Origin of the sequence: Amycolatopsis magusensis (assembly GCF_017875555.1) — a bacterium.
In the GTDB taxonomy this organism is placed as follows: Bacteria; Actinomycetota; Actinomycetes; order Mycobacteriales; family Pseudonocardiaceae; genus Amycolatopsis; species Amycolatopsis magusensis.
Map to the genome: position 1 here is coordinate 3021844 of NZ_JAGGMS010000001.1, position 21543 is coordinate 3043386.

Here is a 21543-nt window from a genome sequence, read left to right on the forward strand (position 1 = left end):
GTGGGACCCTCCGCCCGCGGGGAACGACCTTCCCGGCGGGCGCGCTCCCGGTTGCAACCCCGACCTCGCGTGCGCCACAAGCCACGCGCCGGTGCCCAACGAAGGAGTCACCACCGTGACGGACGGTGTATTCGGCCGCGATTCCGGCCATGAGCAAGTTGTCTTCTGCCACGACAAGGCCAGCGGTCTCAAGGCCATCATCGGCATCTACTCCACCGCACTGGGCCCCGGCCTCGGCGGAACCCGGTTCTACCCCTACGCCTCCGAGTCCGACGCGCTCGACGACGTGCTCGCGCTGTCCAAGGGCATGGCCTACAAGAACGCGCTCGCCGGGCTGGACCTCGGCGGCGGCAAGGCCGTGATCATCGGCGACCCGGCCACGGTGAAGTCCGAGGCGCTGCTGCGGGCCTACGGCCGGTTCGTCCAGTCGCTCAACGGCCGCTACATCACCGCCTGCGACGTCGGCACCTACGTGCAGGACATGGACGTCGTCGCCCGCGAGACCCGGTACGTCACCGGCCGCTCACCCGAGGACGGCGGGGCCGGTGACTCCTCCGTGCTCACCGCCTTCGGTGTCTTCCAGGGCATGCGCGCCTCCGCCGAGCACCTGTGGGGCAGCCCCGACCTGGCCGGGCGCCGGGTCGGTGTGGCCGGGGTCGGCAAGGTCGGGCACATCCTGGTCGGGCACCTGATCGACGCCGGTGCCCGGGTGGTGATCAGCGACGTCTCCGCCGCCGCGATCGAGCGCACCAGGGCCAAGCACCCCGAGGTGGAGGTGCTCGGCAGCGCCGACGAGCTGATCCGCGCCGAACTCGACGTGTTCGCGCCGTGTGCGCTGGGCGGGTCGCTCAACGACGAGACGGTGCCGGAGCTGCGGGCCAGGATCGTCTGCGGCGCGGCGAACAACCAGCTCGCGCACCCCGGCATCGACAAGCTGCTCGACGACCGCGGCATCTTGTTCGCCCCGGACTACCTGGTCAACGCCGGTGGCGTGATCCAGGTCAGCGACGAGCTGCACGGGTTCGACTTCGCCAGGGCCAAGCGCAAGACCGCGCAGATCTTCGACACCACGAAGTCGGTGTTCGCGCTGGCCGAGGCCGAGGGCGTGCCCGCGGCCACCGCGGCCGACCGGCTCGCCGAGCGGCGGATGTCCGAGATCGGCTCGCTGAGGGCTATACATCTGGGGTGATCGAGAAGCTTTTCGAGACGGCGGGCGTGCGTGGATGGCTGCACGCCCGCCGTCTCGGTTCCGGAGCCGAATGCGGGGTCCGCGCCGACGAGCCGGTGGTGCTGGCGTCGGTGGTGAAGGTGCCGCTGGTGCTGGAGTTCGCGCGCCAGGTGGCGGCCGGGCAGCTCGACCCGCGTGACCGCGTGCGCATCGGCGCGCGCGACCGGCTGGGTGGTTCCGGCACCGCGGGCTGCGCGGACGACGTCGAGCTGAGCCTGCGGGACGCGGCCTACTTCGCCATGACGGTCAGCGACAACACCGCGGCCGACGTGCTGTGCGACCGGGTCGGCCTGGACAACGTGCGCTCACTGCTGCGCGAACTTGGCCTGACGCGTACGCGGCTCGCAGGTGCGCCACGGGACATCGTCGCGTCGATGGTCGAGGACGCGGGCGGGGCCGAACTGTTCGCCGAGCTGTTCCGCACCTTTTCGGCCGACCGCGTCCTGGCGATGCGCGCGCTGGACCCCGGCTGGACGAACGCGAGCACGCCACGCGAGATGACCTCGTTGCTCGAACAACTCTGGGCCGACGAGGGTGAGGCCGCGCGCCAGGTGCGGCAGTGGATGGGGCAGCAGGTCTTCTGGTCCCGGCTCGGCGGTGCCTTCCCGCCCGAGGTCCGGGTCTCGGGCAAGACCGGCACGCTGCCGTGCATCCGCAACGAGATCGGCGTCGTCGAATACCCGGACGGCGCCCGGTTCGCGGTCGCCGTGTTCACCCGTTCGGACTCGCTGGTGCAGCGGCAACCCGCGGTCGAGCAGGCGATCGGGGCCGCTGCCGCGGCCGCGGTCGGGCGACTGCGGGGTCAGCCCTCGCCGTAGACCACGGTCCACGGGCGCAGGCCGGCCGGATCGGCGGCCGGGGCATCCGCGGTGTCAGTGGTGTCTCCGCCCAAGTTCGCCGATGCGACCTCGGCGAAGGTGCGGGCGTCCGCGTTGCCCGGCGGCCAGGCGAAACGCAGGCGCCGCACCAGCGAGCCCGGGGTGACCGGCCGCCACACCACGCGCGGCTCCTTCTGCGCGACCGTCCCCTCGGCCACCGCGACCCCGTGCCCGGCCAGCACCATGCCGAGCACGAACTCCGGGTTCCGCGCGTGGTGCACCGCCGACGGCCGGAAGCCGTGGTCCCAGCACGCCCGGAGCAACGCGTCGTAGTAGCCGGGCGCCGACGCGCGCGGGAAGAGCACGAGCCCCTGACCGTTGAGCGACGCCGGGTCGATCTCCGCGCTCGCGGCCAGCGGTGAGTCCCGGGGCAGCACCACGCCCAGCGGTGTGGAGATCGCCGGCCCCAGCTCCAGCCCGCGCACGTCCACCGGCTGGTGCAGCAGTCCGATGTCCAGTTGCCCGTCGGTGAGTAGGCGGAGTTGTTCGGTGGTGGTCAGCTCCTGCAGTTCGACGCGGACCCCGGGCCGCTCACGGGCGAACGCGGTCAGGATTCCGGCGAGTACACGGCCCGGCATCTCCGGCGGCACCCCGGCTCGCAGCGCCCCGAGCTTGCCGCTTTGGGCCGCGCCGACGAGCGCGACCATCCGGTCCCAGCGCGCGGTCAGGTCCCGGGCTTCGGCGAGCAGCACCTGCCCGGCTTCGGTCAGTTCGACGTGCCTGCTGTCGCGGTCGAACAGCTTCGCGCCGAGGTCGCGTTCGAGCCGCTTGATGCGCTGGCTCAGCGGCGGCTGGGCGATGCCGAGCCGGTCGGCGGCGCGCCCGAAGTGGAGTTCTTCGGCGACCGCGAGGAAGTAGCGCAGCGCGCGCAGGGGTTCCACGCTGCGACGATATCGGTTCGCGTATCGCCACGCGCGAAGGTCGATCTTGGACAGCGCCCGGCCCGCCGTGCTCGGCTGTCGATCATGAGCGAAGGCAGGAACAGAATCGGCAGGCGTGGTTTCCTCGGTGCCTCGGCGGTACTGGCCGCGAGCCTGCCGGGCATCCCGGCGACCGCGAGCGCGGCGACCCCGCGCCCGAAGGCCGACACCACCCTGCGCTGGTGGGGCAACAACAGCTGGGAGATCCGGCTGCCGGGCGGCAAGGTCGTGCTGATCGACCCGTGGCTGACCCGGTTCAAGACCGGCACCTACTCGAAGGAGGGGGCCGACCCGGACACCCGCATCGAAGTCGACCGGCGGCTGATCGACGGACTGGTGGACTCCGGGGAACTCCGCGCCGACCACATCCTGGTCACCCACGGGCACTACGACCACATCACCGACGTGCCCTACCTGGCCGAGAAGACCGGTGCGACGGTGATCGGCACCGAGACGCACCTGAGCCTGCTGCTCGCGCTCGGTGCTCCCGAGGACCAGCTCGCGATCGCGACCGGCGGCGAGTTCCACACCTTCGACGGCTACGCGATCCGCGTGCTGCGCTCACTGCATTCGGCGAGCGGGGACCGGGCCAAGGTCGCCTTCGCGGGCACCCGGCCGCTGTCCCGGCGTGACCGGCCGCGGGTGATCAGCGACCTGCTCGAAGGCGGCACGCTCGCCTACCAGGTGCGGAGCCCGTCGGGCTTCAGCGTGCTGAACTTCGGCGGCTCCAACTACGTGGAGAGCGAACTGGCCGGGTTGCGCCCGGATGTGCTGCTGCTGCCCGCCGGTGGTGATCGGGTGGCCGAGTACGTGCCGCGGCTGCTGCGCACGCTCGGCTTCCCGCCGTATGTGGTGCCGACCCACTGGGACGACTTCGACTTCCCGCTGGACGAGCCCGCCCGGGATTGGGGCGGGCTCGCCAGGCTGCGGGACGCGGTGACCGCGGCCAGCCCGGGCAGTGCCTTCCGGGTGGTCGACCACCGCGAGATGTTCGAGCCCTAGCCGCTCTTGCGGCGGAACTCGCGCTTGCCGCCCGCCGGGCCGTGCGCGTTGTGGACCTTCGAACCGCGGTCCTCGTGCGAGTCGCGCGATTTCGCCTGGGCCTGCTTGCGCTCGAGCGCCTCGCGGAACTTGCGCTTGACGTCGTCCTCCTCGCCGGTTTCCGGCGTGGGTTGCGTGTCAGACATGTGAAACCTCCGAACAACGTCGTGTGTCACCGGCCAGCCTGTCAGTCGTTCGCGCTGTTGGCGAGCGGATTTTGCCCGGTTGCACCCGGCGGAGGTTGTAAGTAGCGTCGGTACATGTAGCGACACTACTTATCAAAACACCTGGAGGGACCATGGGGAAGCGACGGTTCGGCGGGGTGGCGGCCGCGGTGGCAGTGCTGCTGATCACGGCGGTGCCCGCCACCGCGGTCGAGGACCACCGGCCGGGGGACCAGGCGGCCTTCGACCGGTTGCACGACCGGCAGGCGCAGGCGTGGGCCGACGAGGACGGCGCGGCCTTCGCCGCGACCTACACCGAAGACGGCGACGTGGTCACCTTCAACGGCGACCACCTGCACGGCCGCGAGGGCATCGCGCGCGGCATGCAGTACTACTTCGACAACTTCATCGACGGCAGCCGGATCAAGCGGCTGAGCGAGCAGGTCCGCTACCTCGACCGCGACACCGCGCTGATCGTCCGCTCGTCCTGCCTGACGCAGGGCGAGGTGCCGGACTGCCGCCCGGACTCGCTGTCCACCAACACGAACCTGCTGGTCCGGCGGCACGGGAAGTGGCTGCAGGAGTCCTTCCAGAACACCCGCTACTTCGCGATCCCCTGATCACCGGACCAGACCGGCCGGATCGGCAGGCGCAGCGCGGCCGGCGCGCTCGGGGGCACGACCGGGTGCGCCGGCGGCACCGCGGCCAGCCGCTGGTACGCCGAGCCCAGCGGCGGACGCGGGTCCGGCTCGCCCTTGTTGGGCCAGAACGCCATCGCGCGCTCGGACTGCGCGGTGATGGTCAGCGACGGGTTCACGCCCAGGTTCGCCGAGATCGTCGAGCCGTCCACCACGTGCAGGCCGGGGTAGCCGTGGAGGCGCTGGTACGGGTCGACCACGCCGGTCTCGCTCGACTCGCCGATCGCGCAGCCGCCGATGAAGTGCCCGGTGATCGGGATGTTCGCCAGTTCGGTCCACGAGCCCTGCGGCAGCCCGCCGATCTTCTCCGCCACCCGCCGGGTGACCTCGTTGCCCACCGGGATCCAGTCCGGGCTCGGCTCGCCGTCGCCCTGACGCGTGGTCATCCGCCTGCCCAGCAGCCCGCGCCGGGTGTAGGTGGTCACCGAGTTGTCCAGGTTCTGCATCACCAGCAGGCCGATCATCTTCTCCGACCACCGGCGCGGGTTGTGCAGCTTCAGCAGGTGCCGCCGCTGCCGGACCAGCTCGCGCAGCCCGAGCACCCAGCGCCGCTTGCCGGTCTGGGCGTCGACCAGCACGGTGGTGAGCAGGCCCATGAAGTTGCTGCCCTTGCCGTAGCGCACGGGCTCGACGTGGGTGTCCTCGTCCGGGTGAATCGACGAGGTGATCGCCACGCCCCGGGTGAAGTCGGTGTCGTCACGCAGGGAGCGGGCGGCGAGGACGGCTTCGGAGTTCGTGCGCGCGAGGTATCCCAGGCGCGGGGAGATGTCCGGCAGCGACCGCCGGTCCCGGAGCCGGTGCAGCAACCGCTGCGTGCCGAGCGCGGCGGCGGAGAAGATCACCTGGTCGGCGTAGAAGGTCTGCCGCCGGAACCGTCCGGTCCGCACGGTCTTCACCGCGTACCCGCCCTCGGGCAGCGGGCGCACGTCGACGACCGTGCTCCGCTCGTGCACCTTCGCCCCGGCCTGCTCCGCGAGGTACAGGTAGTTCTTCACCAGGGTGTTCTTCGCGCCGTGGCGGCAGCCGGTCATGCACTCGCCGCAATGGCTGCACCCGCGTCGCGACGGCCCGGTCCCGCCGAAGAACGGGTCCGGCACCTCCTCGCCGGCGCGCTCGCCGAAGAACACGCCGACCGGGGTGGGCCGGTAGGTGTGCTCGATCCCCATGTCCGCGGCGACTTCGCGCAGCACGCGGTCCGCCGGCGTGGTCGCCGGGTTGTCCGTCACGCCGAGCATGCGCTTGGCCTGGTCGTAGTGCGGGGCCAGCTCGGTCTTCCAGTCGGTGATGTGCGCCCACTGCGGATCGGCGTAGAACTTGTCGCCTGGCTCGTAGAGCGTGTTCGCGTAGACCAGCGAACCACCGCCGACCCCGGCGCCGCTCATCACGAAGGTGTTCTTGAGCATGGTGAGCCGCTGGATGCCGAAGCAGCCGAGCCGCGGGGCCCACAGGTACTTCCGCACCCGCCACGAGGTCTTCGCGAACTCGTCGTCGGCGAAGCGGCGCCCGGCCTCGAGCACGCCGACGCGGTAGCCCTTCTCGGTCAGCCGCAGCGCGGACACGCTGCCGCCGAAGCCCGAGCCGATCACCAGCACGTCGTACCGGTCGGCGAACTCGCCCATCACCCACCCACCGTCCTGAACTCGGAAAGCCGCAGCCGCCGCGTCCGGAGGTGGTACTCCGAGACCAGGCCGGGCCAGTTGGTGGAGACCCGGCCGTCGTCCTGGCGGTACCAGCTGGTGCAGCCGGTCCACACGCTGCCCGCCAGGCGTGACTGGATCTCCTCGTCGTAGCGCTGCTCCACCTCCGGCCGGACGTCCAGGTAGGACACCGACGGCCGCGACAGGTGCTCGACGGCCTGGCGGATGTAGCGCGCCTGCCGCTCCAGCATGTAGATGATCGAACCGGCGCCGAGGTTGGTGTTCGGCCCGTACATCCAGAACAGGTTCGGGAAGCCCGGCACGGTCATGCCCAGGTGCGCGCGGGCGCCCCGGGACCACACCTCGCCCAGGTCACGACCGCCGAGTCCCCGGATCTCGAGCCCGTCCAGGAAGTCCAGCGCGGCGAACCCCGTGCCGTAGATCAGCACGTCCGCGGGGTGCTCGACACCGTCCTGGGTGAGCACGCCCGCCGGGGTGATCTCGGTGATCGGCTTGGTCTCGACCTCGACGTTGGGGGCGGCGAGCGCGGGCAGGTAGTCGTTGGTGAACAGGATGCGCTTGCACCCCATCGGGTAGTCCGGGGTGATCCGGTCCCGCAGTTCGGGGTCCTTGATGTGACGCCGCCGCAGTTGCGCGGTCCGCAGTTCGAACGGCTTGGTCAGCGTGCCGTGCCGGGTCATCGCGTAGGTGGCGTACTCGGCGAGCAGCCAGATCCGCAGCCTGCCGAGCAGCTGGGTGGCGGGCAGGTGCCGGAACAGGAAGCGGTGCCACGGGCGGTACACCGTGTCGTTCTTGGCCATGATGTACGGCGGGGTCCGCTGGTAGACGGTGACCTGCGCGGCGGTCTTCCGGATCTCCGGCACGAACTGGATGGCGCTCGCCCCGGTGCCGATCACCGCCACCCGCTTGCCGGTCAGGTCCACGTCGTGGTCCCAGCGCGCGGAGTGGAAGGACGGCCCGGCGAAGGTGTCCTGACCGGGGATGTCGGGCTGCGCCGGGCGGGACAGCTGGCCGGTGGCGGGCACGAAGACCTTCGCCTCGAAGGTCTCGCCGGTGCTGGTCTCCACGGTCCAGAGGCCGCGCTGCTCGTCGAAGCTCGCGCTGGTCACCTCGGTGCCGAAACGGATGTGGCGGTCGACTCCGTACTTCGCGGCCACGCGCTTGAGGTAGGCGTGGATGTCCGCCTGGCCCGAATACCGCCGCGGCCAGTCGGGGTTGGGCTCGTAGGAGAACGAGTAGAGCGGCGACGGGATGTCGCAGGCCGCGCCGGGGTAGGTGTTCTCGCGCCACACGCCGCCGAGCTCGTCCGCGCGCTCCAGCACGGTGAACTCGTGCAGCCCGGCTCGCTTCAGCTCGATGGCCAGTGCGATGCCGCCGAAGCCGCTGCCGGCGATGAGAACGGACGCTGTGCTCATGCCCGGTGAAGTTACTGGCAGGTCGCCAATCAGTGAAAGGGTGCCGGCGGCCAGCCGATCGAGACTTTCGGCCAGGGGAGGCGGGTGGCGCCCGCCCGGCGGCCGGATCGATAATTCCGGCCATGGTGGAGTTCGCCGCACCCGCGGTGCGCGACTGGGACTTTCCGCGGAGCACCGCGAGTGTGCTGCTGATGTCCTCGTTCGCCGCCGAGCACGGGGACACCGCGGTGCTGGCGGGCACCTCGCTCACCCCGGAGCAGATCCGGGACCCGGAGGCGCAGATCGACGCGGGCCAGGAGCTGGCCGTGGTCCGGAACCTCCAGGCCGGCCTGCCGCCGGGGCGAGACCCGGACGCCGCGGCGATCGCGCTCGGCCGCCGCTACCACGTGACCACCTTCGGCATCTTCGGCTTCGCCTGCATCAGCAGCCCGACGCTGGCCGACACGATGGCCTTCGCGCTGCGGTACCTGGACCTGAGCTTCACCTTCTCCATCCCGCACGTGGCGGTCGACGGCGGCGAGATCCGGCTGGTGCTGCACGACGAACTGGTGCCCGCCGACGTCGCCCGGTTCCTGGTGCTGCGGGACCTGTCCGCGATCTACACCGTGATGGGTGACCTGCTCTCGCCGATCACCCTGCGGCGCGTGGAACTCCGCTTCGCTGAACCGTCCACTGTGGACTCGTACGTGGCGGCCTTCGGGGTGCGGCCCGTGTTCGGCGGCCCGGTCAACCTGGTCACCCTCGACGCCGCCTACCTGGACCGCCCGCTGCCGCAGGCGAACCTGCACACGGTGGCCATCTGCGAGGCGCAGTGCCGGGAAATGGTCACCCGCCGCCGCGCGCGCACCGGGATCTCCCACCAGGTCAGGGAACGGCTGATCCGGCTCGGTGGCGCCGACACCGGTATGGACGCCATCGCCAGGGAACTGATGATGAGCCCCCGCACGCTGCGCCGCCGGCTCACCGAGGCGGGCACCAGCTACCGCGCGCTGGTCGACGAAGTCCGCGAAGCGCTGGCCGAGGAACTGCTGGCGACCGGGGTGCTCTCGGTGGAGGAAGTGGCGGTGCGCCTGGGGTACGCCGAGGCGTCGAGCTTCATCTACGCCTTCAAGCGGTGGAAGGGCGTGACCCCGGCGGCGTACGCCCGCGCACTCGGCCGTACCGGTTGAGCGGGTGGTCCACCCGCCCGGGAAAACGTAGGGTTGGGGTTCGCCGTCCAGCCCGGGAGGCCGCCTTGACCAGCAGCCACGACCAGCCGGTGCTCGTGGCCGGTACCGACGAGCCCAATCCCTACCTGCTCGGCGTCTACGCGCCGGTGACCACCGAGATCGACAGCGGCGACCTGCGGGTCATCGGCCGCATCCCGCGTGACCTCAACGGGGTGTACCTGCGCAACGGCCCGAATCCGCGCCACCGCCCGGACGGGCGCTACCACTGGTTCGACGGTGACGGCATGGTCCACGCGGTGCACCTGGAGAACGGCCGCGCCCGCTACCGCAACCGCTGGATCCGCACCAAGGCCTTCGAAGCCGAGTCGGAAGCGGGCCGCGCGCTGTGGCGTGGGGTGATGGAGAGCCCGAAGGGCAACCCGTTCGGCAACCACCACGGGCTCGGCCTCAAGGACGCGGCCAACACCGACGTGATCTTCCACCGCGGCAAGGTGCTGACCACCTGGTACCTGTGCGGCAGCCCGTACGCGCTCGACCCGCTGTCGCTGGAAACCGTGGGCGCGGAAGATTTCCTCGGCACGCTGGTGGGCGACATGATGGCCCACCCGAAGGTCGACGAGCGCACCGGCGAGCTGTTCTGGTTCGACTACGGCCCGACGCCGCCGTACCTGCGCTACGGCGTGGTGAGCGCCGACGGCCGGGTCGTGCACACCACCGACGTCACACTGCCCGGCCCGCGCCTGCCGCACGACATGGCGATCACCGACAACCACGCGGTGCTGATGGACCTGCCGCTGGTGCAGGATCCCGAAGCCGCGCGGCACGGCAGGCACAAGATCGTCTTCGACCGGTCGCTGCCCGCCCGGTTCGGCGTGCTGCCGCGTTACGGCACCGGGGACCAGGTGCGCTGGTTCGAGGCTTCGCCCTGCTACATCTACCACGTGGTCAACTCGTGGGAGGCGGGCGAGGAGATCGTGCTCGACGTCTGCCGCGTCAACCGGCCGCAGCCACGCGCGGACGCGCACACCCCGCTGGCGAAGATGCTGTCCTACCTCCGGCTCGACGCGCAGTTGCACCGCTACCGGTTCAACCTGCGCACCGGCGCGGTCAGCGAATCGCCGATGGACGACGCGAACACCGAGTTCCCCAGCGTGGACTCGCGCAAGGTCGGCAGGCTCAGCCGGTACGCCTACAACGTGCGGATCTCGCCGGAATCGACGCTGAAGTTCGACGGGCTGGTCCGCTACGACAACGCGACCGGGGTCAAGGCCGAGCACTCCTTCGGCCCCGGGCGCTGGGGGAGTGAGGCGCCGTTCGCCCCGCGCGACGGCGCCACCGTGGAGGGCGACGGCTACCTGGTCACCTTCGTGCAGGACGAACGCGAGGGACTGTCCGAATTGGACATCTTTGACGCGGGCGATCTGGCGGCCGGGCCGGTGGCGCGAGTGCTGCTGCCGCAACGGGTCCCGCTGGGCTTCCACGCGACCTGGGTGCGGGCTGATCAACTCGGTCTCGACTGAGGGGAACCGCGGTGGCGGACACGGCGTCGATACAGGTGCACATCGCGCCACGGCCGGTGTGCGACCGGTCGACGACGCGGCGTCCGCGATCCGGCACGCTCTTACCCGGGGGGAGAACGTATCGGAGGGCGCCGCGCCGTTGCCGGGGACGCCACCGGAGATGACCGGCGGTGAGCGGGCAACAGCGGTACGAAACAACTTGTTGATACTCCCCCAATCCGGCATGATCCACTCGACGATTACCGGGCGATCGTGATTGGACAGGCATCGGAAGATGATCACCGAATGTCTCGCTGAGCAGGCAGAACAACAACTTTTGGCACTCTGTCAAGCATGGTCATCCGATGAGCATTAAGCTTCCTGGAATGGCAGGAGCCCCAGAGAGTCCCTCGCCGCTGCCCGGCCAGCAGCGGCCTCGGTCGAGGTTCGCGGCGGGCCTGCCTGCGGTGACCGCGGAACGGATCGTCGACGCGGCGCTGCGGCTGACCGTCGAGCGCGGCCTCGACAGCTGGACCCTGCGTCAGCTGGCTTCGGCGGTGGAGGCCTACCCGGCCGTCATCTACCACCACGTCGGTGACCGGGAGTCCGTGGTCCGCGCGGTGATCGAGCGGGTCGGCGAGGAGATCCCGCTGCCCGACGCGAACCTGCACTGGCGGGACTTCTACTGGCAGCTGCTCGCCGACCTGCGCGTGGTGCTGCGCCGGTACCCGGGCGTGGCCAGGCGGTTCTCGCTGTACGGGCCGCTGATCCCGTCGATCAAACCGCTGATCGACCGCGGGGTGCGGGTGCTGCAGCGCGACGGGTTCGGCGAGGAGAGCGTGACGGCGTACAACCTGCTGCTGGGCACCGCCGCCGCGCTCGTGTCCAAGGAGGACGACCACCTCGCGCAGCCGCTGATCAAGCCGGACAGCCCCGAGACCTACGCCGAAGCGCGGGACAGCGAGGACCAGCCCGGCCTGGCGGCGCTGGGGCGCAACGTCTACGAGCGGGTGAAGGACCCGGAGCGGCTGATCGCGCACTTCACCGAGTTCTACGACTACTCGGTGCAGATCGCCCTCGACGGCCTGGAGCGCCGGCTCACCCGGATCCACCCGTAGCTCAGCCGCCGCCCGGCCGCTCGCCGCGCTCCTCGCGCGGGAAGTACCCGTCGGGCGGCGTGAAGTGCCCGCGGGGCCCGTCCCCGAACTCGCGGGCGATGCCCGGCCTGCCGTCACGGGGGCCGTCGTGGTCCGACGCCGCGACCAGCCCGACGATCCCGCCGCCGACCAGCAGGCCCGCGAGCCCGGCGGCCACCAGCCCGGTGGCGCGGTGCCGCACGAAGCGCCCGAACCCGCCCGGCTTCCTGACCAGCACGTACCCGGGCGGTACCGAACCGGGGCCGTGCTGCCGGAAGGCCGCCTGGTCGGCGGCTTGCCCGGCCGGACCCTGCTGGAAGGCCGCCGTCTGGTCGGCCGGTTGCCCGGCGCCTGGCTGCTGGAACGCCGCTGTCTGCTCGGCGGCACCCTGCTGAGGCGCGTCCGGCTGCTGTGCCGTGCCCGGCTGGTGGGTCGCTGCCGTCTGGTCGGCGGCGCCCGGTTGAGCTGCGGCGTCCGACGCCGCGGCCCTGGGCTGTTCGACCGTGGGCGGCTCGGCGTTCGGCTGCTCGTCCGGCTTCCGGTGTTCTTTCTCGGTCATGTCCTGCTCCCCTGATGACGCGGATCCCCCGTGGCTCCGAGCATGACCGGACTTCCTGTGGCGGTCCTGATGCGGACCTGTTCATCAGCTGTGTACGCGGATTTGCAGCGGGCTGTCCCATAATTGCGGTCATGAAGCGTCGGATCGCGGAAGTCGCGAAGCAGGTGGGGGTCAGCGAGGCCACGGTGAGCCGGGTGCTCAACGGCAGGCCGGGAGTCGCCGAGAGCACGCGGACCGCGGTGCTCACCGCGCTCGACGTGCTCGGGTACGAACGGCCGACGCAGTTGCGCGGCGAGCGGGCGCGGCTGGTCGGCCTGGTGCTGCCCGAACTGCAGAACCCCATCTTCCCCGCGCTCGCCGAGGTGATGGGCAACGCACTCGCGCAGCAGGGGTTCACCCCGGTGCTCTGCACCCGCACCGCCGGTGGGGTGTCCGAGGCGGACTACGTGGACCTCCTGCTCCAGCAGCAGGTTTCCGGCGTCGCCTTCGCCGGTGGCCAGTACGCGCAGGCCGACGCCGTGCACACGCACTACCACCGGCTCGTCGAACGCGGCCTGCCGACGGTGCTGCTCAACGCCGCCGTCGGCGAACTCGGCATGCCGCAGGTCTCGTGCGACGACGCGATGGCCGTGGAGCAGGCGATCGGCCACCTGCTCTCCCTCGGGCACGAGCGCATCGGCCTGCTGCTCGGCCCGGCCGACCACGTGCCCTCCCGCCGCAAGCACGAAGCGTTCGACGCCTGCCTGTCCGCGGCCGGGCTGAACGCCGATCCCGAGGCCATCGCGCACGGGATGTTCTCGCTGGAAGGCGGCCACGCCGGCGCCGCGAGGCTGCTCAAGCGCGGGGTCACCGCGATCCTCTGCGCCAGCGACCCGCTGGCCCTCGGCGCCATCCGGGCCGCCCGGCGGCACGGGCTCTCCGTACCCGAGGACATCTCGGTGGTCGGCTACGACGACTCGGCGCTCATGCAGTGCGTCGACCCGCCGCTGACCACGATCCGCCAGCCGATCGAGTCGATGGGCCGCGCGGTGGTGGAACTGCTGGTCAAGAAGATCAACGGGGGGCAGGTCCCCGCCGAGGAACTGCTGTTCGCGCCCGAACTCGTGGTCCGCAGCTCCACCGGGAGGGTGCCCAGCTGAGTATTTGTCTGAGAATTACAGGCACCTGTTCGGTTCTTGCATTCGATCGGCTCACACTTTAGAGTGACTGCCGTCACAGGAGGCCGGCCGAGAGAAGGCGCCCGAATGAAGAGTCCGCGCTCGCGCAGAGTCCTGGTTCCACTCGCCGCGATCGGCCTGCTGGCCGCCGTGCCCGCTTGCTCGGGCGGCTCCGGGGAGGAACGCTCGGCCGACGGCAAGCTCAAGGTCTCGATCAACGGCCAGCCACCCCAGACCCAGGCCTTCGAGCGGACGATCTTCGACCAGGACGTGGCGGAGTTCGAGGCCGCCCACCCGGACATCGACCTCGAGCCACACGAGGGGTTCATGGAGGTCGAGTCGTTCTCCGCGAAGCTGGCGGGCGGCCAGCTGGAGGACGTCTTCTACGTCTACTTCACCGACCCGGCGCAGATCATCGCCCGGCGCCAGGCCGCCGACATCACCGAAGCGGTCCAGGGCCTGCCGCACGTGGACCAGCTCCAGCCGCAGTTGCTGGACGTGTTCCGGGACAGCGGCGGCAAGCTCTACGGCCTGCCGACGGCGAACTACTCGATGGGCCTGGTCTACCACCGGCCGCTGTTCGTCAAGGCCGGCCTGGACCCGGACCAGCCGCCGCGCACCTGGGCCGAGGTCCGCGCCGCCGCCGACAAGATCGCCGCGCTCGGCGACGGCGTGGTCGGCTACGCGGACTTCAGCAAGGGCAACCAGGGCGGCTGGCACCTGACCGCCTGGCTCAACTCGCTCGGCGGCCAGATCGCCCGCAAGGACGGTGACAGCTGGAAGGCCGACTTCAACAACGACCTCGGCCGCACCGCGCTCGAACACCTCAAGCAGATGCGCTGGACCGACGATTCGATGGGCAGCAAGCAACTGCTCACCGACGCCGACGTGCAGCGCATGATGGGCTCGGGCCAGCTGGGCATGTACCTCGCCGCACCGGACAACATCCCGGTGCTGGTCAAGCAGTTCAACGGCAAGTACGAGGACTACGGCCTGGCGCCGGTGCCGGAGGGCAAGGGCACGCTGATCGGCGGCGAGGGCTACATGGTCAACCCCAAGGCGTCGCCGGAGAAGATCAAGGCCGGGCTCGCCTGGATCCAGTGGAAGTACCTCAACCCGGACCGGTTCGACTCCTTCACCCAGCGCTACGCCGACGGTCAGCAGCCGGTCGGGCTGCCCGCGCTGCCGAACCCCGACATCTGGACCGGCGCCCTGCGTGAGCAGCAGGAAGCGGTGAAAGCCAAGTACGCCAACGTGCCCGCGCAGAACTACGCCCCCTACCTGAACGCCGCGGCCACCATCAAGGGCCACCTCGAACCGCCGAGCGCCCAGCAGGTCTACGCCACGCTCGACACGGTGATGCAGGCGGTGCTGACCGATCCGGCGGCCGATCCCGCCGCCCTGCTCGCCACCGCGGAGACGAAGGTCAACGCCACCCTTGCCCAGGTCAGGTGAGCGCCCCGGCCAGGCGGCGCCGCAGGCTCGCCGAGAACGTCACGGCCTACGGTCTGCTCAGCGCCGCGCTGGTCGTCTTCGCGTTGTTCTCCTGGTTCCCGATCGTGCGCGGGGTGGTGCTCAGCTTCCAGCAGGTGAACTTCGTCGACGACCCGGAATGGGTCGGCCTGGCCAACTTCGAGCTGCTCTTCTCCGATCCGCTGTTCGCCGTGGCCTGGCGCAACACCCTGCTGTTCACCGGGCTGGCGCTGGTCTTCGGCTTCGCCATCCCATTCCTCGCCGCGGTCCTGCTCAACGAACTGCGGCACGCGCGGGCGTACTTCCGGCTGGTGGTCTACCTGCCGGTGATGCTGCCACCGGTGGTCACCGCGCTGCTGTGGAAGTGGTTCTTCGACCCGGGACCCGGCCTGTTCAACGAGGGGCTGCGCGCGGCCGGGCTGTCCGGTTCGGCCTGGCTCGACTCCAGCGACACCGCGATGCTCTCGCTGGTGCTGGTGTCGACCTGGGCGAACATGGGCAGCACCACGCTGATCTACCTGGCCGCGCTGCAGACCATCCCCGGTGACCTGTACGAGGCCGCCGAACTGGACGGCGCCGGGATCTGGCGGCGGCTGTGGCACGTGACCGTGCCGCAGACCCGGTTCGTGCTGCTGGTGCTGTTGCTGCTGCAGGTGGTGGCGACCATGCAGGTGTTCACCGAGCCGTTCGTGATGACCGGCGGTGGCCCGGACGACTCCACCGTCACCGTGCTCCTGCTGCTCTACCGGTACGCCTTCGTCTACAACGACTTCGGCTCCGCCAGCGCGCTGAGCCTGCTGCTGTTCATCGCGCTCGGGGTGTTCTCGGCCGCGTACGTCCGGCTCACGAGGAGGAGTGCGGAATGAGGGGCGCCCCCGGTCCTCGGACGCTGGTCTCGCCGTCGCAGCTGCGCAGCACCCGCGGCCGGATCGTGTACTGGGTGGTCTTCACCCTGGTCATGGTCGCGTTCACGCTGGCCTTCCTGTTCCCGCTGTACTGGGCGGTGACCGGGGCGATGAAGTCGCCGGACGAATTGGCGCGCATCCCGCCGACGCTGGTGCCCGAGCAGTGGCAGCCGGGCACGTTCGCCCAGGCGTGGAACGAACTCGACCTGGGCAAGTACTTCCTGAACACGATCGTGGTGGCCGGTGGGGCGTGGCTGCTGCAACTCGCGGTCGCGGTGCCCGCCGCGTTCGCGCTGTCGAAACTGCGCCCGGTGCTGGGCAACGTGGTGCTCGGGCTGATGCTGGCCACGCTGATGCTGCCGGCCTCGGCGCTGCTGGTGCCGACCTACCTGACGGTGGCCGACGTGCCGCTGCTCGGGGTCAACCTGCTCAGCACCCCGGCGGCGATCTGGCTGCCCGCCGCGGCCAGCGCGTTCAACATCTACCTGCTCAAGCGGTTCTTCGACCAGATCCCGGACGAGCTGATCGAGGCCGCCACCATCGACGGCGCCGGGCCGGTGCGCATCCTGCTGCGGATCGTGCTGCCGATCTCGCGCCCGGTGCTCGCGGTGGTCTCCATCTTCGCGGTGGTCGCCGCGTGGAAGGACTTCATCTGGCCGCTGCTGGTGCTGCAGGACCCCGGCACGCAGACGCTGTCGGTGTTGCTGCAGCGGGTGGCGCCGGACCTGCGGCTGGACCTGCTGGTGGCCGGGCTGGTGCTGGCCAGCCTGCCGATGGTGGGGCTGTTCCTGGTGTTCCAGAAGCAGATCCTCGCCGGACTGACCGCGGGCAGCCTCAAGGGCTGAGCCCGGAACGTGGAGACCGGAACGTGGAGAAAGGTGCGGCAGTGACCGAATCCCAGTGGTGGCGTCAGGCGGCGATCTACCAGGTCTACCTGCGGAGCTTCGCCGACGGGGACGGGGACGGCATCGGTGACCTCGCCGGTGTCCGCGCCCGGTTGGGCTATCTCGCGGACCTGGGCGTGGACGCCATCTGGTTCACCCCGTGGTACCCGTCCCCGATGGACGACGGTGGTTACGACGTCGCCGACTTCCGCGACATCGAGCCGACCTTCGGCACGCTCGCCGACGCCGAGCGCGTACTGGCCGAGGCACACGAACTCGGCCTCAAGGTGATCATCGACATCGTGCCGAACCACTGCTCGGACACGCACCGGTGGTTCAGCGCCGCACTCGAGGCCGGGCCGGGCTCGCCGGAGCGCGAGCGGTTCTGGTTCCGCGACGGCCGCGGCCCGGATGGTGCCGAGCCGCCCAACAACTGGCGCTCGCGCTTCGGCGGCCCGGCCTGGACGCGGGTGGTCGAGCCGGACGGCTCTCCCGGCCAGTGGTTCCTGCACCTCTACAGCTCGCGGCAGCCGGACCTGAACTGGGAAAGCGCCGAGGTCCGCGCGGAGTTCGAGGACATCCTGCGGTTCTGGTTCGACCGCGGGGTCGACGGTTTCCGCATCGACGTGGCCGACGGGATGGTCAAGGACCCGCTGCTGCCGGACGTCGAACTGGGTGACGAAACCCCGTTCTCCGACCGTGAGGGCGTGCACGAGATCTACCGGGCGTGGCGGCGGATCGCGCGGAGCTACCCGGACGAACGCCTGCTGGTGGGCGAAATGTGGCTGCCGGACCTGCGACGGTCGGCACGGTACCTGCGGCCGGACGAGATGCACGCGGCGTTCAACTTCGACTTCCTGGTCTGCCCGTGGGACGCCGGGCGGTTCCGCGGCGTGATCGACCGGACGCTGGACTCGCACGACGAGGTCGGCGCGCCGCCGTCGTGGGTGCTGTCGAACCACGACGTCACGCGTCCGGTCACCCGGTACGGGCGGGCGGGGGACACCGGCTTCAGCTTCGCGGACCGGCTGCACGGCACCCCGGTCGACCGCGTGCTCGGCACGCGGCGAGCGCGGGCGGCGGCGTTGCTGGCGATGTCCCTGCCCGGCGGGATCTACCTGTATCAGGGGGAGGAGCTGGGTCTGTGGGAGGTGGAGGACATCCCGGGCGAGCTGCGGCAGGATCCGGTGTGGGAACGCAGCGACCACGCCGATCCCGGTCGCGACGGGTGCCGGGTGCCGATGCCGTGGTCTGGTTCATCCGCGCCGTTCGGGTTCAGTCCGGATGACGCGGAGAAGGAGCCTTGGCTGCCGCAGCCGGCGGAATGGGTGTCGTACACGGCTGAGGCGCAGGTGGGCGATGCCGGTTCGGTGCTTTCCCTTTACCGGTCGGGATTGCGCCTGCGGAAGCACGCGCAGGGGGAACTGCACTGGCTGGAGCAGCCGGGGGAGGTGCTCGCGTTCCGGCGCGGTGACTCGTTCGCCTGTCTGCTCAATTTCTCGGGGGAGGCGGTTCCGCTGCCTTCCTATCGCGAGGTTCTGCTCGCGAGCGGGCCGCTGGACGACGGGCGACTGCCCGCCGATACCGCTGTCTGGTTGGAGCTGTCATGAGGATTCTGCTCGCGGTGGTCCTGGCGCTGGCCGCTCTTACGGCCCCGGCTTCGGCTGCGCCTGTGCTTTCGTCAAAGACGCACATCTTCTATTACCCGTGGTACGGGAGCCCGGCGGTGCACGGGTCCTATCGGCACTGGCCGCAGGGCGGGCACCAGCCACCGCAGGACATCGGCGCGGACCTGTACCCGTCGCTCGGCCCGTACGACTCGGGCGACTTCGGCGGGGCCGTGGACCAGCACATGGCGTGGATCCAGCGGGCGGGGGTCGGCACGCTGGTGTACAGCTGGTGGGGTCGAGGGTCCTATGAGGACAGTCTGGCGCCGGGTGTGCTGGCCGCGGCGGCGAAGTACGGGCTGAAGGTGGCGTGGCACCTGGAGCCGTATGGCGGCCGGACTGCTCAGTCCACTGTGGACGACATCGCGTACATCAACTCGCGCTATGGCCCGAGCCCGGCGTTCTACCGCGATGTCGCGCATGGCAACCGGCCGGCTTTCTACGTGTTCGACAGCCTGAGCATCGCGGACTGGTCACCGATCGGGCCCTTGCGGTCGGAGAACATCGTGCTCGCGCAAACCACGGACCTGAGCCGTGTGACCCACTTCGGCGGGATCTACACCTACGACGTGCTGGCGACGATGAACCCGGTGGGGTGGAAGGGAATCGCCGACTACGCACGGGCGAACGGCCTGGTGTGGGCGCCATCCGTCGGCCCGGGTTACGTCGACGACCGTGCCGTGCCCGGGAACACCACCCCCACCCTGGCCCGGGACGATGGCCGGACGTATGACACGCAATGGACGAACGTCCTCAACCCGGCGAACGGCGGTACCCCGGACTGGGTGTCGATCACGTCGTTCAACGAATGGCACGAAGGCTCCACGCTGGAACCCGCCACCTCCACCCCACCTGCCGACCACCACTACCAAACCTACGAGGGCGCCTACGGCCACACCGGCACCAACGCCGAAACCGCCTACCTGGACCGAACCGCCCACTGGCTGACCCACTTCTGACCCCACAGCCAACCTCCACCGAGTGTGGAACTCGGGTGCCTGAACGTGGGGTTCAGGCACCCGAACGTGTGGTTCGGCTTCCTGAGTGTGGGAGTCAGAGGGTGGTGAGTTCTGCCTTCAGGCAGCCGAACTACACACTCAGGCAGCCGAACCCCACACTCAGGCAGCCGAACCCCACACTCAGGTAGTCGAACTACACATTCAGGTAGCTGAACCCCACATTCGGGTAGGCGAACCCCGCACTCGGGTGGGTGGGTCAGGGGGTGGGGCAGACGATCTTGGGTTGCGGGTTGTAGCGGACGTTGCGCGGTTCCCGCTTCACTTCCCGTCCCGAAGCGGCATCCCGCAGGATCCGGGTGTCGCTGACGGTGAAGCCCTGGGCGCCTTCGCTCGGCGTGCAGTTCTCCGCGGGGCCCGGCTTCTCCTGCGGCTCGGTGAAGTTGTGCCGCTCACCGGGCACCGACTCCACGTTGTACCGCTTCGTCCCCCACAGTTTCACCGTGATGGTCGACGAGGTCCAGATGGTCTGGATCGCCACGCCGGTGTCGCTGTCGTTGGTGAACTTCAGGTCGATCACGCTGCCACCGCTGTGGTTCTGGAACACCGTCGCCTCGCGGGCCGGTGGGTAGCGGCTGATGTAGTAGCTGTGCTCCTTGTGCCCGGCGTCCTTCATGCCCGCGAAGTAGTACGCGTTGTACAACGTCGTCGCGAACTGCGAGATGCCGCCGCCGACCTCGCGCCCCGGCTGGCCGTCGGAGATCACGCCCGCCTCCACATAACCCTGCGCCTTCGTGCGCGGGCCGGTGAAACCGTTGAGGCTGAACGTGTCGCCCGGCTTGACGATGGCGCCGTCGACCTTTTCCGCCACCACGCGGATGTTCACGCCGGAGTCCTGCGCGAAACCCTTCGTGGTGAACTCGCCGATCACTTCCTTGATGCCGAGCTTGTTGGCCTCTTCGGTGGTGACCTTGGCGGGCTTGTTCTCGTAGACCGCCTTCACCTCGCGGCCGTCGGCGAGCTTGAGCACCTCGGGCAGCGGCACCAGGGTCGGGTCCCAGTTGATCTTCTTGCCGTCCTCGGACGGGTGCACGGCCGGCTTGCCGCCTTCGAAGACGATTTCCGCGTCGCGCCCCTCCTTCTCGGTGGAGGCGAGCTGCGGACCGACTGCTTCGCCGATCTTCGCGTTGTCGATCTTCGGGACCAGCACCCCGCCGTCGATGACCTCGAAGGTCAGCGCCTTGGCGATCGCCTCCGGCGCGAGCTTGCCGTCCTTGCCCTCGCCCTTGACCGTCACCGGCGCGGACACCGCGGGCTTCGCGAACTGCTCGAGCGCCGCGCGCACGGTCTCCGGCGTGGACTTCACTGGGGTGAACCCGACCGGCAGGTCCAGCACCTGACCCGAGGCCCACTGCGAGAGCAGCAGCTGTGACGCGCCGGGCACGTCGAGTGACTGGCCCTGCTTCGGGTCCACCGGCACCGGCGTGGCGCCGTCGAAGGTGATCGTGCCCTCGACCGGGGCGCGGTCGACCTTGCCGCGCAGCCCGTCCATCGCGGTGGTGAGCATGGCCTGGTCGGCGTTGGTGGCCAGGCCGGTCTCCCGGGTGGTGAAGAAGGAGGCGATCCGGGCGAACGGGTTCAGCGGCTGCTCGCCGGCGCGGTCCAGGGTGGCGGGCCAGTCCAGGATCAGCCCGGTCTCACGCGGGTCGAGCGTGTGCTCGACGTCCCCGGCGCGCACCCGGACCGGCTGGTTCAGCCGCGGCTCGAGCTGCCCGCGAAGCTCCTGCTCGGCGTTTTCGCGGCTCATCCCGCCGACGTCCACGCCCGCGACGGTCACGCCACGCGGTACGTCACCGGAGTTGATCAGCAGGTCGGCGCCGTAGAGCACGACGAACGCGCCCAGCACGGCACCGGCGATCAGCCCGGCGCGCTTGAGCTTGCGCTTGCGGTCGGCACCCGCGCCCGGTTCTTCCGGTTCGAGGGGGTGCACGTACGCGGATCGCGTGCCGAGGGCGTCGGTCTGGTCCGGATCGGTGAGCTCGCCGGAGACCGCCGGGAACACGTCGGTCTCCTCGGACCGGGAACCGGGCCACTGACTGTCTTGCGGCAAGACTTGCTCCTGTTCGCGATGGCGCC

19 protein-coding genes are annotated in these 21543 nt (G+C 70.2%); 13 read left to right on the forward strand and 6 right to left on the reverse strand.

Features of this window, described 5'->3' with window-relative positions; genetic code table 11:
* Nucleotides 1-115 precede the first annotated feature (115 nt).
* Together JOM49_RS13755 and JOM49_RS13760 are read left to right on the forward strand one after the other, a co-directional pair.
* Complete coding sequence (locus tag JOM49_RS13755) at nucleotides 116-1189, forward strand: Glu/Leu/Phe/Val dehydrogenase dimerization domain-containing protein (protein ID WP_209664678.1); 1074 nt, start codon at nucleotides 116-118, stop codon at nucleotides 1187-1189.
* The gene (locus tag JOM49_RS13760; RefSeq protein WP_209671167.1) at nucleotides 1189-2046 is read left to right on the forward strand and encodes a serine hydrolase; all 858 of its coding nucleotides are present in this window, start codon (nucleotides 1189-1191) and stop codon (nucleotides 2044-2046) included. The genes JOM49_RS13755 and JOM49_RS13760 overlap by 1 nt, the downstream gene beginning before the upstream one ends.
* On the opposite strand, the gene JOM49_RS13765 is transcribed toward JOM49_RS13760, so the two are convergent.
* A complete protein-coding gene (locus JOM49_RS13765) occupies nucleotides 2031-2987 on the reverse strand; it encodes a LysR family transcriptional regulator (RefSeq protein WP_209664679.1) in 957 nt (318 codons plus the stop codon). The two genes, JOM49_RS13760 and JOM49_RS13765, sit on opposite strands and share 16 nt — an antisense overlap.
* Nucleotides 2988-3071: 84 nt before the next feature.
* Between JOM49_RS13765 and JOM49_RS13770 the strand changes: the two genes are divergently transcribed.
* Nucleotides 3072-4028 carry an MBL fold metallo-hydrolase gene (locus tag JOM49_RS13770; RefSeq protein WP_209664680.1) on the forward strand — a complete coding sequence of 319 codons (957 nt, stop codon included), beginning with the start codon at nucleotides 3072-3074 and terminating at the stop codon, nucleotides 4026-4028.
* Here the strand turns inward: JOM49_RS13770 and JOM49_RS13775 are convergent.
* Nucleotides 4025-4213 (reverse strand): DUF5302 domain-containing protein, encoded by a 189-nt coding sequence (locus JOM49_RS13775; protein WP_209664681.1) that lies wholly within the window; start codon nucleotides 4211-4213, stop codon nucleotides 4025-4027. The genes JOM49_RS13770 and JOM49_RS13775 overlap by 4 nt on opposite strands.
* Nucleotides 4214-4365: 152 nt before the next feature.
* On the opposite strand from JOM49_RS13775, the gene JOM49_RS13780 reads away from it, so the two are divergent.
* Nucleotides 4366-4851 (forward strand): SgcJ/EcaC family oxidoreductase, encoded by a 486-nt coding sequence (locus tag JOM49_RS13780; RefSeq protein WP_209664682.1) that lies wholly within the window; start codon nucleotides 4366-4368, stop codon nucleotides 4849-4851.
* Here the strand turns inward: JOM49_RS13780 and JOM49_RS13785 are convergent.
* Both JOM49_RS13785 and JOM49_RS13790 read right to left on the reverse strand, forming a co-directional pair.
* Nucleotides 4833-6548, reverse strand: coding sequence for an FAD-dependent oxidoreductase (locus tag JOM49_RS13785; RefSeq protein ID WP_209664683.1), 1716 nt, complete (start codon nucleotides 6546-6548; stop codon nucleotides 4833-4835). The two genes, JOM49_RS13780 and JOM49_RS13785, sit on opposite strands and share 19 nt — an antisense overlap.
* Nucleotides 6548-8002 (reverse strand): flavin-containing monooxygenase, encoded by a 1455-nt coding sequence (locus JOM49_RS13790; RefSeq protein WP_209664684.1) that lies wholly within the window; start codon nucleotides 8000-8002, stop codon nucleotides 6548-6550. The genes JOM49_RS13785 and JOM49_RS13790 overlap by 1 nt, the downstream gene beginning before the upstream one ends.
* A gap of 122 nt (nucleotides 8003-8124) precedes the next feature.
* On the opposite strand from JOM49_RS13790, the gene JOM49_RS13795 reads away from it, so the two are divergent.
* The 3 genes from JOM49_RS13795 (at nucleotide 8125) to JOM49_RS13805 (ending at nucleotide 11788) form a co-directional block, all read left to right on the forward strand.
* On the forward strand, nucleotides 8125-9171 hold the full coding sequence (locus tag JOM49_RS13795) for an AraC family transcriptional regulator (protein ID WP_209664686.1): 1047 nt from the start codon (nucleotides 8125-8127) through the stop codon (nucleotides 9169-9171).
* A gap of 65 nt (nucleotides 9172-9236) precedes the next feature.
* A complete protein-coding gene (locus JOM49_RS13800) occupies nucleotides 9237-10691 on the forward strand; it encodes a carotenoid oxygenase family protein (protein WP_209664687.1) in 1455 nt (484 codons plus the stop codon).
* A gap of 365 nt (nucleotides 10692-11056) precedes the next feature.
* Nucleotides 11057-11788: a TetR/AcrR family transcriptional regulator gene (locus tag JOM49_RS13805; RefSeq protein WP_209664688.1), complete on the forward strand. Its 732-nt coding sequence runs from the start codon at nucleotides 11057-11059 to the stop codon at nucleotides 11786-11788.
* A 1-nt stretch (nucleotide 11789) separates the two neighbouring features.
* On the opposite strand, the gene JOM49_RS13810 is transcribed toward JOM49_RS13805, so the two are convergent.
* A complete protein-coding gene (locus JOM49_RS13810) occupies nucleotides 11790-12365 on the reverse strand; it encodes a hypothetical protein (protein WP_209672309.1) in 576 nt (191 codons plus the stop codon).
* 131 nt (nucleotides 12366-12496) lie between these two features.
* Between JOM49_RS13810 and JOM49_RS13815 the strand changes: the two genes are divergently transcribed.
* The 6 genes from JOM49_RS13815 (at nucleotide 12497) to JOM49_RS13840 (ending at nucleotide 19410) form a co-directional block, all read left to right on the forward strand.
* Nucleotides 12497-13504 (forward strand): LacI family DNA-binding transcriptional regulator, encoded by a 1008-nt coding sequence (locus tag JOM49_RS13815; protein ID WP_209664689.1) that lies wholly within the window; start codon nucleotides 12497-12499, stop codon nucleotides 13502-13504.
* A gap of 105 nt (nucleotides 13505-13609) precedes the next feature.
* Nucleotides 13610-14977: an ABC transporter substrate-binding protein gene (locus JOM49_RS13820; protein ID WP_209664691.1), complete on the forward strand. Its 1368-nt coding sequence runs from the start codon at nucleotides 13610-13612 to the stop codon at nucleotides 14975-14977.
* Nucleotides 14974-15861 (forward strand): carbohydrate ABC transporter permease, encoded by an 888-nt coding sequence (locus JOM49_RS13825; RefSeq protein ID WP_209664692.1) that lies wholly within the window; start codon nucleotides 14974-14976, stop codon nucleotides 15859-15861. Before JOM49_RS13820 ends, JOM49_RS13825 begins: the two co-directional genes overlap by 4 nt.
* Complete coding sequence (locus tag JOM49_RS13830) at nucleotides 15858-16745, forward strand: carbohydrate ABC transporter permease (protein ID WP_209664693.1); 888 nt, start codon at nucleotides 15858-15860, stop codon at nucleotides 16743-16745. Before JOM49_RS13825 ends, JOM49_RS13830 begins: the two co-directional genes overlap by 4 nt.
* Before the next feature lie 41 nt (nucleotides 16746-16786).
* A complete protein-coding gene (locus tag JOM49_RS13835) occupies nucleotides 16787-18394 on the forward strand; it encodes a glycoside hydrolase family 13 protein (protein WP_209664694.1) in 1608 nt (535 codons plus the stop codon).
* Complete coding sequence (locus JOM49_RS13840) at nucleotides 18391-19410, forward strand: glycoside hydrolase family 99 protein (RefSeq protein WP_209664695.1); 1020 nt, start codon at nucleotides 18391-18393, stop codon at nucleotides 19408-19410. The genes JOM49_RS13835 and JOM49_RS13840 overlap by 4 nt, the downstream gene beginning before the upstream one ends.
* Before the next feature lie 256 nt (nucleotides 19411-19666).
* On the opposite strand, the gene JOM49_RS13845 is transcribed toward JOM49_RS13840, so the two are convergent.
* On the reverse strand, nucleotides 19667-21517 hold the full coding sequence (locus JOM49_RS13845; protein WP_209664696.1) for a VanW family protein: 1851 nt from the start codon (nucleotides 21515-21517) through the stop codon (nucleotides 19667-19669).
* Nucleotides 21518-21543 lie beyond the last annotated feature (26 nt).

Bases quoted from the DNA above. Each gene is read 5' to 3' on its own strand.
- JOM49_RS13795 (WP_209664686.1), top strand. From the start codon at position 8,125: ATGGTGGAGTTCGCCGCACCCGCGGTGCGCGACTGGGACTTTCCGCGG.
- JOM49_RS13830 (WP_209664693.1), top strand. From the start codon at position 15,858: ATGAGGGGCGCCCCCGGTCCTCGGACGCTGGTCTCGCCGTCGCAGCTG.
- JOM49_RS13815 (WP_209664689.1), top strand. From the start codon at position 12,497: ATGAAGCGTCGGATCGCGGAAGTCGCGAAGCAGGTGGGGGTCAGCGAG.
- JOM49_RS13805 (WP_209664688.1), top strand. From the start codon at position 11,057: ATGGCAGGAGCCCCAGAGAGTCCCTCGCCGCTGCCCGGCCAGCAGCGG.
- JOM49_RS13785 (WP_209664683.1), bottom strand. From the start codon at position 6,548: ATGGGCGAGTTCGCCGACCGGTACGACGTGCTGGTGATCGGCTCGGGC.
- JOM49_RS13820 (WP_209664691.1), top strand. From the start codon at position 13,610: ATGAAGAGTCCGCGCTCGCGCAGAGTCCTGGTTCCACTCGCCGCGATC.
- JOM49_RS13840 (WP_209664695.1), top strand. From the start codon at position 18,391: ATGAGGATTCTGCTCGCGGTGGTCCTGGCGCTGGCCGCTCTTACGGCC.
- JOM49_RS13780 (WP_209664682.1), top strand. From the start codon at position 4,366: ATGGGGAAGCGACGGTTCGGCGGGGTGGCGGCCGCGGTGGCAGTGCTG.
- JOM49_RS13775 (WP_209664681.1), bottom strand. From the start codon at position 4,213: ATGTCTGACACGCAACCCACGCCGGAAACCGGCGAGGAGGACGACGTC.
- JOM49_RS13790 (WP_209664684.1), bottom strand. From the start codon at position 8,002: ATGAGCACAGCGTCCGTTCTCATCGCCGGCAGCGGCTTCGGCGGCATC.
- JOM49_RS13770 (WP_209664680.1), top strand. From the start codon at position 3,072: ATGAGCGAAGGCAGGAACAGAATCGGCAGGCGTGGTTTCCTCGGTGCC.
- JOM49_RS13810 (WP_209672309.1), bottom strand. From the start codon at position 12,365: ATGACCGAGAAAGAACACCGGAAGCCGGACGAGCAGCCGAACGCCGAG.